A 13013-nucleotide genomic window follows, 5' to 3' on the forward strand; every position below is an offset into this window, starting at 1 on the left:
GCCACCCGTGTGGGGTGACGCGTCCGCAGTCGTGTTCAGCGCGGCGCGGGCTGCGGGCGATCTGCCCGGTCACGCACCGCGGGGCGCTCAGGCGTCGTCGGACGACGCCGCGTACACCGCTGCCGCGACGGACGCGGCCACGGAGGCGTCCGGCTCTTCCTCGGGGGCCTCCCACGCGCGCAACAGCACCGTGGACTTGCCTGCCATCCGCAACGTGGAGGAGTGCCCGCGCACGGCACCGTCCGCGTGCTCGCCGGCGGTGTCCACGATCTCCTCCCACTTCATGCCGTAGCTGGCCGGGGGTAGTGTGACGTCCACGGGCTCGGGGTTGGAGTTGAAGTACACGATGAAGTTCACGTCCGTGATCCGGCGACCGCGCATATCCACTCCCGTGATGCCCTGACCGTTGAGCCACATGCCCACGGCACGAGCCAGGGGCTCGTCCCAGTCGGCGGGCACCATGGGCGTGCCGTCCGTGTTGAGCCAGGCAATGTCCGGCATGGGATCGCCCTCGGCACGCTCGCCCATGTCCACGGGACGCCCGTCGAAGAACTGCGAGCGGCGGAACGTGGGGTGTTCGTGGCGCAGGTGGGTGATCACGGAGGTGAACTCCACGAGCGGGGTGTCCACCTTCTCCCAGTTGATCCACGTGAGCTCGTTGTCCTGGCAGTACGTGTTGTTGTTGCCCTTCTGGGTGCGCCCCGCCTCGTCACCGTGCAACAGCATGGGCGTGCCCTGGGACAGCATGAGCGTGGCGATGAAGTTGCGCTGCTGACGCGCACGCATCGCGAGCACCTCGGGATCGTCCGTGGGCCCCTCCTCACCGCAGTTCCACGAGCGGTTGTGGGACTCGCCGTCGTTGTTGTCCTCGCCGTTCTCCTCGTTGTGCTTCTCGTTGTAGGACACGAGGTCCCGCAGTGTGAAGCCGTCGTGGGCGGTCACGAAGTTCACCGAGGCGAAGGGGCGCCGGCCGCTGTTCTCGTAGAGGTCCGCAGAACCGGTGACACGGGACGCGAACTCCCCCAGGGTCGAGGGCTCCCCGCGCCAGAAATCACGCACGGTGTCCCGGTACTTGCCGTTCCACTCGGTCCACTGCGGCGGGAAGTTGCCCACCTGGTAGCCACCGGGACCGATGTCCCAGGGCTCGGCGATCAGCTTGACCTGCGAGACGATAGGGTCCTGCTGGACGAGTTCGAAGAACGTGGAGAGCTTGTCCACGTCGTAGAACTCACGGGCCAGCGTGGCGGCGAGGTCGAAACGGAAACCGTCCACGTGCATCTCGGTGACCCAGTAGCGCAGCGAGTCCATGATCAGCTGCAGCGAGTGGGGGTGACGCACGTTCAGGGAGTTACCGGTACCCGTGTAGTCCATGTAGAACTTCTGGTCGTCGTCCACGGTGCGGTAGTACGCGGTGTTGTCGATGCCCTTCATGGACAGTGTGGGGCCCATGTGGTTGCCCTCGGCCGTGTGGTTGTACACCACGTCCAGGATGACCTCGATGTCCGCTTGGTGCAGTGCGCGCACCATGGCCTTGAACTCCTGGACCTGGCTGCCCAGGTGGGAGGCCGCGCTGTACTCGTTGTGGGGCGCGAAGAACGCGATGGTGTTGTACCCCCAGTAGTTGCGCAGCCCCTTCTCGAGCAGCGTGGAGTCCTGGACGAACTGGTGCACGGGCATCAGTTCGATCGCGGTGACACCCAGCTTCTGCAGGTGTTCGATGACCGCGGGGTGGGACACACCGGCGTACGTGCCGCGCTGTTCCTCCGGGACCTCCGGGTGCTGCATGGTGAGGCCCTTGACGTGGGCCTCGTAGATCACGGACTTGTGGTACGGGGTGCGCGGGGTGCGGTCACCCTCCCAGTCGAAGAACGGGTTGATCACCACGCCCTTCATCATGTGTTCCGCGGAGTCCTGGTGGTTCTCGGAGTCCTCGTCGCCGAAGTTGTAGGAGAACAGGGACTCGTCCCAGTCGATCCCGCCCTCCACGGCCTTGGCGTAGGGGTCCAGGAGTAACTTGTCCGGGTTGCACCGCAACCCCTGGGACGGATCCCACGGCCCGTGCACCCGGTACCCGTAGCGCTGACCGGGCTGCACCTGGGGGAGGTAGCAGTGCCACACGTAGCTGTCCACGGCGGTGACCTCCACGCGCGTCTCCGTGCCGTCCTCCTCGAACAGGCACAGTTCCACGCGGTCCGCGACCTCGGAGAAGAGCGCGAAATTGGTCCCCGTGCCGTCGAACGTGGCGCCCAACGGGTACGGTTGTCCTGGCCAAACTTCCATGTACTTCTCCTCAGCGTGTCGTGGGGCTGTGAGCGGATCCCCGCTCACAGCCAGTCACTAACAATAGTCGTTCGGGTCGCGGCTCACGGACGGGTCAGCACCGCGCGCACGTTCTCCGCGAGCACCGACGGCGGGACGGGGCCCTCCCCATTTGCCCGTGAGGCCACCGCGTGCAGACCGGCCCCGAGGGCCGCGGCGGCCGCCCAGCGACCGTCCCCGCGGGCCCAGTCGCCCAGGACCGCGAGCGCGTCCGGGTGCTCGGCCACGTGGGCCACGACCGTGCCCAGGATTCCGGCGAGGGTGTCCCCCGAACCCGCCGTGGCCAGCCAGGGGCTCGCGTGGCCGATGCTCAGGCACAGGCATTCGTCGCGCCCGGAAGCGTTCCCGTCCTCGCATGCGTCCCCGTTCCGTCCCACGGGGGACGCGATCACGGTCGACGCGCCCTTGAGCAACACCGTGGCGCCCGTGAGGCGCGCGGCTTCACCGGCCCAGTGCACGGGGTTGGCCTCGATCTCGGAGCGCTCCACCGTGGAATCGCACACCCCGAAACCGTGGAGCCACTCGAAGACCTGGGACAGCTCCCCCGCGTGGGGCGTGAGGATCTTATGGGGGCCCAGAGCGGCGTCGAGCACGGATCGCGCGGCGGCGTCGAGCGCACCTGCGTCCAGCACAGCCGGCTCCTGGGCCTCGATGATTGCCTGCACGCGCGCGGCCTGGGACTCGTCCCCCACCACGCCGGGGCCCGCGAGCCACGCCTGGACGTGGACGTCCCACGGCTGGTCGTCCGAGCACACGACCTCCGGACTGCGCGCGAGCACCATGCCGCGCGTGGTCGAATCCCCCAGGAAGCGGACCATCCCCGCGCCAGCGTTGACCGCCGCCTGGGTGCACATGATCGCCGCGCCCGGATAGCTCGACGCGCCGGCCACGACGCCCAGTACACCTCGGGTGTACTTAGTGTCGGTCGCGCCGGGACGCGGCCACGCGGCGAGCACGTCACGCGGTTCGAGCCGGTGCACGGCGGGGTCGCTCAGCCGGTCCTCGATCCCGATGGGCACCACCGTGAGCGCCCCCGTGGCCTGCTCCCCCGGGGACACCACGTGGCCCGTCTTGGCCCCGCCGAACGTGATGGTCGCGTGGGCATGCAGGACCGGCTCGGGAGCCTCGCCGGTGTCCGCGCTGACGCCGGAGACGAGGTCGCACGCCACGATCCGTGGGAAGCGCCGTTCACGCGCGGCGGCGGGATCCCGCTGCCGTTCGGTGAACGCCCGCACGAGCTCAGCGGCCGTACCCCGCAGCCCGCCCTGCGCACCGGTGCCGAGCACGGCGTCCACGATCAGGTGGGCGTCGGCCATGAGGGAGACCGCGCGGGACACCTCCACCGGGTGCGCGGCGGCCACGGCGTCCGAGGGTTCGCGCTCCTCGCCGTCCTGGTCGGTGAGCCGCAGCGCGGTGCCGCCGCGAGCGAGCAGCGCCCGCAGGCCCTGTTCGTGCACGCGCGTGCCGGTCAGGATGGCCACGACCTTCACGCCGCTGCGGCGCAGGAATGCGCCCGCCCACAGTCCGTCCCCGCCGTTGTTGCCCGAGCCCACGAGCAGCACCGCCGTGGTGCCACCCAACAACCCTCTCCGGTTGGTCAGGCGCAACTGCGCTTCGCAGCCGCGGGCCAGTCCCAGGGCCGCACGACGCATCAGCACGTCCCCGTAGCCCTCGTCCAGCAGCGGCTGTTCCGCGGCGCGGATGCTCTCGCCCGAGTACGCCTCAATCATCGCGGTGTCCTCCCTGTCCCTCGGCCACGACGAACGCCACGGCCATGCCGCCGTCGTGGGAGATCGTTACGTGCCATGTTTCCACGCCCCTGCGCCGCGCCTGCTCGGCCACGGTGCCCGCGGTGTGCAGACGGGGAGCGCCGTGGGCGTCGTTGCTGATCCAGCAGTCCTGCCAGATCATCCCCGGCGGGGCCAGCAGCGCCTTGGCCGCGGCCTCCTTGACCGCGAAGCGCGCGGCCAGCGAGCGCGGGTGCAGTTCCCGTTCGTGCGGAACGAACAGGCGTTCCCGCAATCGCGGCGTGCGCTCCAGCTGTCGTTCGAAACGCGCGATGTCCACGATGTCCACGCCGGTGCCCACAATCATGTCGCCAGCCTACCGGCGCCGCCCGGCCCCCTCACGGGCGCCGCGGCACGGCCCGGGCCCCATGGGCGTCGCGGCATGCCCGGGTACGACGACGGGGGGTGACGCTCCCGTGGGAAGCGTCCCCCGCCGTCGGATGGACGAACCGGATGATTACTCCACGGTCACGGACTTGGCCAGGTTGCGCGGCTGGTCCACGTCGTAGCCCTTGGCCCCGGCGAGTTCGCACGCGAAGATCTGCAGCGGCACCGTGGCCAGCAACGGCTGCAGCAGCGTGGGCGCCTCGGGGACGTAGAAGACGTGGTTGGCGAACTCGCGCACAGCGTCGTCGCCCTCCTCAGCGATCACGATGGTCTCGGCACCGCGAGCGCGGATCTCCTGGATGTTGGAGACCACCTTGGCGTGCAGCGAGTCCCGGCCGTTGGGCGAGGGGACGATCACGAACACGGGCTGGCCCTGGTCGATCAGCGCGATCGGCCCGTGCTTTAGCTCACCGGCGGCGAAGCCCTCCGCGTGGATGTACGCGATCTCCTTGAGCTTCAGGGCGCCCTCCATGGCCACGGGGAAGCCCACGTGACGACCCAGGAACAGCACGGATTCGGCGTCCTTCATCCCGGTCGCGAGTTCCTTGACCTGCGGCTCCACCTCGTCCAGCACGCGCTGGATCTTGGCGGGCATGGCCTCAAGCTCGGCCAGCATGGTGGAGATCTCGTCCTTGAACTTGTTGCCGCGCAACTGGGCCAGGTACAGGCCCAGCAGGTACGCCGCGGTGATCTGGGCGAGGAACGCCTTGGTGGAGGCCACCGCGATCTCGGGACCCGCGTGCGTGTAGAGCACGGCGTCCGCCTCGCGCGGGATTGTGGAACCGTTCGTGTTGCAGATCGCCACGACCTTGGCGCCCTGTTCCTGCGCGTGACGCACGGCCATGAGGGTGTCCATGGTCTCGCCGGACTGGGAGACCGCGACCACCAGGGTCTTCTCGTTCACGATCGGATCGCGGTAGCGGAACTCGTGCGCGAGCTCCACCTCGGTGGGGATCCGGCACCAGTGCTCGATCGCGTAGCGCGCGACCTGCCCGGCGTATGCTGCGGTACCGCATGCGATCACCACGATCTTGTCGATCGAGCGCAGCACGGTCTCGTCGATCTTGATCTCGTCCAGCGTGAGCCGGCCGTTCTCGTCCAGGCGGCCCAGCAGGGTGTCGCCCACGGCGGCGGGCTGGTCGTGGATCTCCTTCTCCATGAAGGACGGGTAGCCGTCCTTCTCCGCGGCGGCGGCGTCCCACTCGATGTCGAAGGGCTTGCCCTCGGCGGCGTTGCCGTGGAAGTCCACGATCGTGTAGTCGTCCGCGGTGATGGTCACGATCTGGTCCTGGCCCATCTCCACGGCCCGCTTGGTGTAGTCGATGAAACCGGAGACGTCCGAGCCCAGGAAGTTCTCGCCGTCGCCCAGCCCGATCACGAGCGGCGAGTTGCGGCGCGCAGCGACCACGCGGTCCGGGTGGTCCGCGTGCACGGCCAGCAGCGTGAACGCGCCCTCGAGGCGGCGACACGTGTCCTGCATGGCCACGGTGAGGTCCTTCTCGTCCGCGCCCTGCGCGTTGTACGTGCGGGCCAGCAGCACCGCGGCGACCTCGGTGTCCGTCTCGGACGTGAAACTCTCGCCCTGGGCGCTGAGTTCGCGCTTGATCTCGCTGAAGTTCTCGATGATCCCGTTGTGGATCATGGCCAGCTTGCCGCCGTCGACCACGTGGGGGTGCGCGTTGACGTCGGAGGGGCCTCCGTGGGTGGCCCAGCGGGTGTGGCCGATCCCGATGTTCGATTCCGGCAGGGGGTGCGCTTCGAGCTCACCGATCAGGTTGCTCAGCTTCCCGGCCTTCTTGCGGTACTCCACCGCACCGTCGGCGATCACTGCGACGCCCGCGGAGTCGTACCCGCGGTATTCCAGTCGACGAAGCCCCTCGAGGATCACCTCGAGCGCACCGTGCTGTCGCCCGTCAGCACGGTTCGAGCCCACATATCCCACAATTCCACACATGAAAAATACTGTACCGGAAACGCTACGCGCCCTAATGCCTTGCGGGAGGGGGCCCGGGCCTACACTGGTCCGAGCATGAGCACACAGCCCATAACCCACCGCGTCTCCCCTTTCGTGGAGTTGGATCGTCAGACCTGGTCCAGGCTTTCGCACGAGATCGACGTCCCGCTCACCGCGCAGGAGATCGAGAACCTGCGCGGTCTCGGTGACCGGTTGGACGTGGACGAGGTCCGCGAGGTCTATCTGCCCCTTTCGCGGTTGCTCACGCTGTACGACATGTCCTCCACGCAGCTCAATGCCGCCACCAACTCGTTCCTGGGCGAGCATCACGCGCGCACCCCGTTCGTGATCGGGATCGCCGGGTCCGTGGCGGCGGGTAAGTCCACCACGGCCCGCTTGCTGCGCGAGATGCTGGCCCGCTGGCCGTCCACCCCGAACGTGCAGCTCGTGACCACAGACGGTTTCCTCTACCCCAACGCCGAACTACGACGGCGTGGACTCATGGACCGCAAAGGCTTCCCCGAGTCCTACGACCGGCGCGGGCTGCTGCGCTTCGTCTCCGAGATCAAGTCCGGCGCCCCCGAGGTGCATGCCCCCAAGTACTCCCACGTCACCTACGACATCCTCCCGGACGAGGAAGTGGTAGTGACCCGCCCCGACGTCGTGATCGTGGAAGGCCTGAACGTGCTCGCGCCCGCGAAGCTGGAGAGCGGCAAACGCACCGCGCTCGCGCTGAGCGATTTCTTCGACTTCAGCATCTATGTGGACGCCCGCACCCAGGACATCGAACGCTGGTACGTGGAGCGCTTCCAGGCCCTGCGCTCCTCCGCGTTCTCGGACCCCGAGTCCTACTTCCACCGCTACGCGGACCTCACGGACGAGCAGGCACAGGACGTGGCCACGGACATCTGGCGGCGGATCAACGAACCTAACTTGGAGCAGAACGTGCGCCCCACACGCGGCCGCGCCCGGCTGATCCTCTCCAAAGACCACGATCACAAGATCCGCAGGGTGCTGCTGCGAAAGAACTGATATTTTAGGCCCGTTTTCACTGTACGATGAGCGCCATGCTCAGTGGTTTCAAAGAATTCATCATGAAGGGCAACGTGATGGATCTGGCCGTTGCCGTGATCATCGGCGCCGCCTTCTCCAAGATCGTCAATGCTCTCGTCGAGAACGTCCTCATGCCCGCCATCTCGGGACTCGTCGGTTCGCCCAACTTCGACAATTTCGCCGCCGTCACGTTCAACGGCAACCAGGTCAAGTTCGGTGTGCTGCTGACCGCGATCGTGAACTTCCTGCTCATCGCCGCCGCCGTGTACTTCTGCATCGTGCTGCCCATGAACAAGATGATCGAACGCCGCAACCGCCGGCTGGGCATCGAGCCCACCGAGGAGCCGGCCGATCCCAACACCGTGCTGCTCACCGAGATCCGCGACGCGCTCACCGGGCACAACGCCGACGCGCTGCGCACGGACGGCACGCAGACCGGCCTCTCGGGACAGCCCGGTACCACCGGAGGAACGATCCGCTGACCCCCACCACCCCTTCGACGTCAGGAAACGGCGAGGCCCCGCACCACTTCCGGGGGGGGGCCTCGCCGTTGGTCCGTTCGGTGACGCTACAGGCTGAGGTGCTGTTCCACCACGGACACGAGCTCTTCCGCCTCGAGCTGGGCGATGTCCTGCGAAGCCGCCTCCACCATGACCCGTACCACGGGTTCGGTGCCGGAGGGGCGTAACAGCACCCGGCCCTCGCTGCCGAGCCGCTCCTCCGTGCGGGCGACGGCGTCGAGCACCGGTTCGCTCGTTTTGGCCGCCGCCTTGTCCACGCCCTTGACGTTGATCATCACCTGGGGCATGCGCGTCATGGACTTGGCGAGCTCTTGCAACGGCATGCCCGTCTGAGCCACCCGTGAGGCGAGCATCAGACCCGTGAGCAGACCGTCACCGGTGGTCGCGTAATCCGCCATGATCACGTGCCCCGACTGTTCGCCACCCAGGTTGTAGCCGTTGGCCACCATGGATTCCAGGACGTAGCGGTCCCCCACGGAGGCGCGCACGAGCTGGATCCCGGCCTCGTCCAGTGCCAGTTGCAGACCCAGGTTGCTCATGACCGTGGCCACGAGCGTGTTCTGGTTGAGCCTGCCCGCGTCCTTCATGGCCATGGCCAGGATGCACATGATCTGGTCGCCGTCCACCTCCGTGCCGGTGTGGTCCACGGCCAGGCAGCGATCTGCGTCGCCGTCGTGTGCGATGCCCAGATCCGCGCCCAGCTCACGCACGGCCTGCTTGAGCGGACCCAGGTGGGTGGAGCCCACGCCGTCGTTGATGTTCAGCCCGTCCGGTTCCGCACCGATCACGTGCACCTTGGCACCGGCGCCGCGGAACGCGTCCGGCGAGGCGCCGGACGCCGCGCCGTTCGCGCAGTCGAGCACGATCGACAGCCCGTCCAGACGGTGCGGGATGGCACCGACCAGGTGCAGGATGTAGCGGTCCTCGGCGTCCGACAAGCGGGTCACGCGGCCCACTTCCGCACCCGTGGGGCGGCGGAAATCCTTGGCCTCGTAGACCTCCTGGATAGTGTCCTCGATCGCGTCCGGTAGTTTCTTGCCCCCGTGCGCCAGGAACTTAATGCCGTTGTCCGGCGCGGGGTTGTGGGACGCGGAGATCATTACGCCGAAATCGGCGTCGATGTCCCCCACCAGGTAGGCGGCTGCCGGCGTGGGCAGCATCCCGGCGTCGTAGACGTCCACGCCGGAGCTCGCGAGACCCGCGATCACGGCCGCGCCGAGGAACTCCCCGCTCGCGCGCCCGTCCCGTGCCACGACGGCGGTGGGTCGCTTCCCGGCCTCCGCGTGGCCGTGGCCCAGGACGATCGCCGCCGCCTGGGACAGCTCCATGGCAAGTTCTGCTGTGAGGAGGCCGTTCGCGAGACCGCGAACGCCGTCCGTTCCAAAGATTCTAGACATCGAGAGTCATCTTACGACCAACGCCCGCGCAAACCCTGCGCATTCGACTCAGCCCTTCCCAGGCCGGACCACCGGGAAACCGTCCGGGTTCTCGTTGCTGTCCTCCGTGAGATCCGCCGCCCCACCCACGATCTTGGTGTCCGGCGTGCCCACCACGGAGTGGTCCTTGTTGGGGTAGTCGAACTGCGTGAGGACGTAGCGCATGGCCTCGAGCCGCGCGCGTTTCTTGTCATTGGACTTGATCACGGTCCACGGGGCGTCCCCCGTGTCCGTGTAGAAGAACATGGCCTCCTTGGCCTCCGTGTAGTCGTCCCACTTGTCCAGGGATGCCACGTCCGTGGGCGAGAGCTTCCACTGCCGCACCGGGTCCGTCCGGCGGGACTGGAACCGCGCGAGCTGCTCCGCGCGCGTCACGGAGAACCAGAATTTGATCAGGTGCGTGTCCGAGTTCACGAGCATCCGTTCGAACTCCGGCGCCTGACGCATGAACTCGTAATACTGCTGGGACGTGCAGTAGCCCATAACCCGTTCCACACCCGCCCGGTTGTACCACGAGCGGTCCATCAGCACGATCTCTCCACCGGACGGCAGGTGCTTGACGTAGCGCTGGAAGTACCATTGCGTCTGCTCGATGTCCGTGGGCTTCTCGAGCGCCACGACCCGCGCACCACGGGGGTTCAGGTGCTCCGTGAACCGCTTGATCGCCCCGCCCTTGCCCGCGGCGTCCCGGCCCTCGAAGATGATGAGCAGCTTCTGGCCGGTCTCCTTGATCCACAACTGCAGCTTGAGCAGTTCGATCTGCAGGGCCCGCTTGGTGCGCTCGTAGTCCTTGCGAGGCAGCTTCTCGTCGTACGGGTAGCCCAGTTTCCACGCGGTGGACGGTTCCGCCCCGCTCGCGTCGCTGAGTTTCTTCCCGAGCTCCGCGATCTCGTCGAGTTCGGCCGCGTAGTCCTCCACCACGGAGACCCGGTGCTGTTCCTTCTTGAGGGCCTCGTCCACCGCCACCCGCTGCTCTGTGCGCTGTTCCGTCTCGGCCTGCTGCTCCTCGACGACGGCGTTCCCCGACTTCTGCTCCGACTGCTTGCTCATACGGGCCCTCTCTCGACGGTACGGCGGGAGCGACCTCGCTCCACACCTTCATGTTACGTCCGTCACCGCGGCAGGTGGCCGCATGGCAACGCCCGGGCAACGAAACAGGGTCCCGTTCCCCGGCCGAAACCGAGGAACGGGACCCTGCACGAAAACGCCCGGCCGAGGCTTGGGCTGCTTCGTTTTAGCGCTTGGAGTACTGCGGAGCCTTGCGGGCCTTCTTGAGGCCTGCCTTCTTGCGCTCGATGACGCGGGCGTCACGGGTCAGGAAGCCGGCCTTCTTGAGGGCGGGGCGGTTGTGCTCGGCGTCGATCTCGTTGAGCGCGCGGGCCACGCCGAGGCGCAGCGCACCGGCCTGGCCGGAGGGGCCACCGCCGCTGATGCGGGCGATGACGTCGTACGCGCCCTGCAGTTCGAGCAGGCGGAAGGGGTCGTTGACCTCCTGCTGGTGCAGCTTGTTGGGGAAGTACTCCTCGAGGCTGCGACCGTTGACGCTCCACTGCCCGGAACCGGGGACCACGCGCACGCGGGCGATGGCCTGCTTGCGGCGGCCCACGGCCTGGCCGGAAACGGTCAGGGCGGGGCGGTCGGACAGGGCGGCACCGGCGACGGGCTCGGTGGACTCGGAGGTGTAGCTGGTCAGCTCCACGTCCTCGGTGATCTGCTCTTCAGTGTTCTGAGCCACGATTCTCCTTATGTGTTATTCGTTGGCCCGAATTACTGGGCGACCTGGGTGAATTCGTAGGGCTTGGGCTGCTGAGCCTGGTGCGGGTGCTCCGCACCGGCGTAGACCTTCAGCTTGGACAGTTGCTGAGCGGCCAGCTTGTTCTTGGGCAGCATGCCCTTGACGGCCTTCTCCACGGCGCGCGTGGGGTTCTTCTCGAGCAACTCGGCGTAGCTGGTGGACTTGAGCCCACCCGGGTAGCCGGAGTGACGGTAGGCGCGCTTCTTCTCGAGCTTGGCACCCGTGAGGGCGACCTTTTCCGCGTTGATGATGATGACGAAATCGCCGGTGTCCACGTGGGGAGCGAAGGTCGGCTTGTGCTTCCCGCGCAGCAGTGTTGCGGTCTGGCTGGCAAGACGACCCAGGACGACGTCGGTGGCGTCGATGACGTGCCACTGACGCTGGACGTCACCGGGCTTCGGAGTGTACGTACGCACGTTGATCTGCCTTCGTTTGTCTGCTGATGACACGAATGCTCGTGTCCGATGGTTCCGCTGTGCTTCGGGGCCCGGGTGAGATCCGGGCGGCATCCGTGCGTCCACAACCCGGTGCACCGCACGGCCCTGCGCTCTGCAACATGAGCGACCGATGCGGGTACACGTGAACCGGGGCAGAACACGCACAACAGCATTCCATATTACCGGATCACCGCCCGCCCCGCCAGTCGTGGGGCGCTATTCGTCGTGTTGGGCGGGGCGCCGAGCGCGCGTGAGCCGGGCGCGTTCGGCGAGCTGGGACTGGTCGGGATAGCGCACGGCATCAAGGACGAGACCGTGCGCGGGTGCCATGAGGACGTTCGCGTCCCGGACCCGGGCGCGCAGCCGCTGACCCGGCCACGCGGCGTCGTACCGCCCCTCCCCCACGCGGACCACCGCGCCCACAATGCAGCGCACCATGTGGTGGCAGAAGGCATCCGCCTGCAGGGCGATTATGATCATGCCGCTCTCGTCGCGGTGCACGCCCGCGCGCTGCAGGTCGCGGATCGTGGTGGCGCCCTCGCGGGGTTTGCAGAAGCTCAGGAAGTCGTGCAGCCCCAGCAGTTCGCGCACGGCCCGGTCCATCGCGGGCACGTCGAGGTGCCAGGGGACCCACCACGAGAACGTGCGCGTCAGGGGGTCGTGGCCGGTCACGGCGTCCGCCACGCGGTACGTGTAGCCGCGGGAGAGCGCGGAGAACCGGGCGTCGAAGCCCTCGGGGGCCACGGCGACGTCGCGCACCACGATCGCACCCACGGCGGGGTCCCAGCCGTGGGCCGCACGGTCCTTACCCAGGACCCGGTTGAGGGCGCCGTTGAGCTTGCGCGTGAGCCCCGCGGCGGCGGCATCGCGGGCCGCGACGTCCTGCACGTCGGCGGGACCGCCTGCGCTGAGATCGCCGGTGTCGGCATCACTTGCCAGGGGCCCGCGGGGACGCGAGCACGCGAACCGGGCCCACAACGGCGCGGGAACGTCCACGTGGACGGTCTGCCGACGCGCATGCACACCCGTGTCCGTGCGCCCGGCCACGACCGTGGCGCACGGCGCGCGGAAGATCAGCTCGAGCGCGTCCTCGAGCGCGCCCTGCACGCTCGGCAGCCCGGGTTGCCGGGCCCAGCCCTTGAACGGGGCGCCGTCGTAGCCCAGTTCCACCCGCAGTCTGAGGGTCTCCCCCGTCATCTGTGCGTTCCTCCCGAGGACGACGACGCCGCCGCAGGAACCTGCGGCGGCGTCGTGACGGTCGTGCTACTCAGAAGTCCCGATCACTCGGAGATCTTCTGGGCGGCGGCACCGCCGGCGGGCTACA

11 protein-coding genes are annotated in these 13013 nt (G+C 68.0%); 2 read left to right on the forward strand and 9 right to left on the reverse strand.

The window, feature by feature from the left end; genetic code table 11:
• Positions 1 to 87: 87 nt before the first annotated feature.
• The 4 genes from glgX to glmS form a co-directional block, all read right to left on the reverse strand.
• Positions 88 to 2280, reverse strand: a complete 2193-nt coding sequence (gene glgX / locus A5728_RS12335; RefSeq protein ID WP_064847339.1) for a glycogen debranching protein GlgX — start codon at positions 2278 to 2280, stop codon at positions 88 to 90.
• An 83-nt stretch (positions 2281 to 2363) separates the two neighbouring features.
• Entirely contained in the window at positions 2364 to 4049 is a 1686-nt protein-coding gene (locus tag A5728_RS12340) for a bifunctional ADP-dependent NAD(P)H-hydrate dehydratase/NAD(P)H-hydrate epimerase (RefSeq protein WP_064847340.1), read from the reverse strand.
• Entirely contained in the window at positions 4042 to 4413 is a 372-nt protein-coding gene (locus A5728_RS12345) for a holo-ACP synthase (RefSeq protein WP_035959524.1), read from the reverse strand. The genes A5728_RS12340 and A5728_RS12345 overlap by 8 nt, the downstream gene beginning before the upstream one ends.
• Before the next feature lie 150 nt (positions 4414 to 4563).
• Entirely contained in the window at positions 4564 to 6447 is a 1884-nt protein-coding gene (gene glmS / locus A5728_RS12350; RefSeq protein WP_064847341.1) for a glutamine--fructose-6-phosphate transaminase (isomerizing), read from the reverse strand.
• Between the two features lie 75 nt (positions 6448 to 6522).
• On the opposite strand from glmS, the gene coaA reads away from it, so the two are divergent.
• Positions 6523 to 7479 (forward strand): type I pantothenate kinase, encoded by a 957-nt coding sequence (gene coaA / locus A5728_RS12355; RefSeq protein ID WP_082943466.1) that lies wholly within the window; start codon positions 6523 to 6525, stop codon positions 7477 to 7479.
• A 35-nt stretch (positions 7480 to 7514) separates the two neighbouring features.
• Positions 7515 to 7982, forward strand: coding sequence for a large conductance mechanosensitive channel protein MscL (gene mscL / locus A5728_RS12360; RefSeq protein ID WP_064847343.1), 468 nt, complete (start codon positions 7515 to 7517; stop codon positions 7980 to 7982).
• Positions 7983 to 8068: 86 nt separating this feature from the next.
• Here mscL and glmM read toward each other — a convergent pair whose 3' ends face one another.
• From glmM to A5728_RS12385, 5 genes are all read right to left on the reverse strand, one after another.
• The gene (glmM, locus tag A5728_RS12365; protein WP_064847344.1) at positions 8069 to 9418 is read right to left on the reverse strand and encodes a phosphoglucosamine mutase; all 1350 of its coding nucleotides are present in this window, start codon (positions 9416 to 9418) and stop codon (positions 8069 to 8071) included.
• A gap of 48 nt (positions 9419 to 9466) precedes the next feature.
• Positions 9467 to 10507 carry a polyphosphate kinase 2 gene (ppk2, locus tag A5728_RS12370; protein ID WP_064847345.1) on the reverse strand — a complete coding sequence of 347 codons (1041 nt, stop codon included), beginning with the start codon at positions 10505 to 10507 and terminating at the stop codon, positions 9467 to 9469.
• Between the two features lie 184 nt (positions 10508 to 10691).
• Positions 10692 to 11192 (reverse strand): 30S ribosomal protein S9, encoded by a 501-nt coding sequence (gene rpsI, locus A5728_RS12375; protein WP_064847346.1) that lies wholly within the window; start codon positions 11190 to 11192, stop codon positions 10692 to 10694.
• Between the two features lie 32 nt (positions 11193 to 11224).
• Positions 11225 to 11668 carry a 50S ribosomal protein L13 gene (gene rplM, locus A5728_RS12380; RefSeq protein ID WP_035959569.1) on the reverse strand — a complete coding sequence of 148 codons (444 nt, stop codon included), beginning with the start codon at positions 11666 to 11668 and terminating at the stop codon, positions 11225 to 11227.
• Between the two features lie 237 nt (positions 11669 to 11905).
• The gene (locus tag A5728_RS12385; RefSeq protein ID WP_064847347.1) at positions 11906 to 12886 is read right to left on the reverse strand and encodes a tRNA pseudouridine(38-40) synthase TruA; all 981 of its coding nucleotides are present in this window, start codon (positions 12884 to 12886) and stop codon (positions 11906 to 11908) included.
• Positions 12887 to 13013 lie beyond the last annotated feature (127 nt).

The organism is Kocuria sp. ICS0012, assembly GCF_001665945.1.
Taxonomy (GTDB): Bacteria; Actinomycetota; Actinomycetes; order Actinomycetales; family Micrococcaceae; genus Kocuria; species Kocuria marina.

Coding starts and splice junctions, on each gene's coding strand:
- coaA (WP_082943466.1), top strand. CDS start 6,523: ATGAGCACACAGCCCATAACCCACCGCGTCTCCCCTTTCGTGGAGTTG.
- A5728_RS12345 (WP_035959524.1), bottom strand. CDS start 4,413: ATGATTGTGGGCACCGGCGTGGACATCGTGGACATCGCGCGTTTCGAA.
- A5728_RS12340 (WP_064847340.1), bottom strand. CDS start 4,049: ATGATTGAGGCGTACTCGGGCGAGAGCATCCGCGCCGCGGAACAGCCG.
- mscL (WP_064847343.1), top strand. CDS start 7,515: ATGCTCAGTGGTTTCAAAGAATTCATCATGAAGGGCAACGTGATGGAT.
- A5728_RS12385 (WP_064847347.1), bottom strand. CDS start 12,886: ATGACGGGGGAGACCCTCAGACTGCGGGTGGAACTGGGCTACGACGGC.
- glgX (WP_064847339.1), bottom strand. CDS start 2,280: ATGGAAGTTTGGCCAGGACAACCGTACCCGTTGGGCGCCACGTTCGAC.
- glmS (WP_064847341.1), bottom strand. CDS start 6,447: ATGTGTGGAATTGTGGGATATGTGGGCTCGAACCGTGCTGACGGGCGA.
- ppk2 (WP_064847345.1), bottom strand. CDS start 10,507: ATGAGCAAGCAGTCGGAGCAGAAGTCGGGGAACGCCGTCGTCGAGGAG.
- glmM (WP_064847344.1), bottom strand. CDS start 9,418: ATGTCTAGAATCTTTGGAACGGACGGCGTTCGCGGTCTCGCGAACGGC.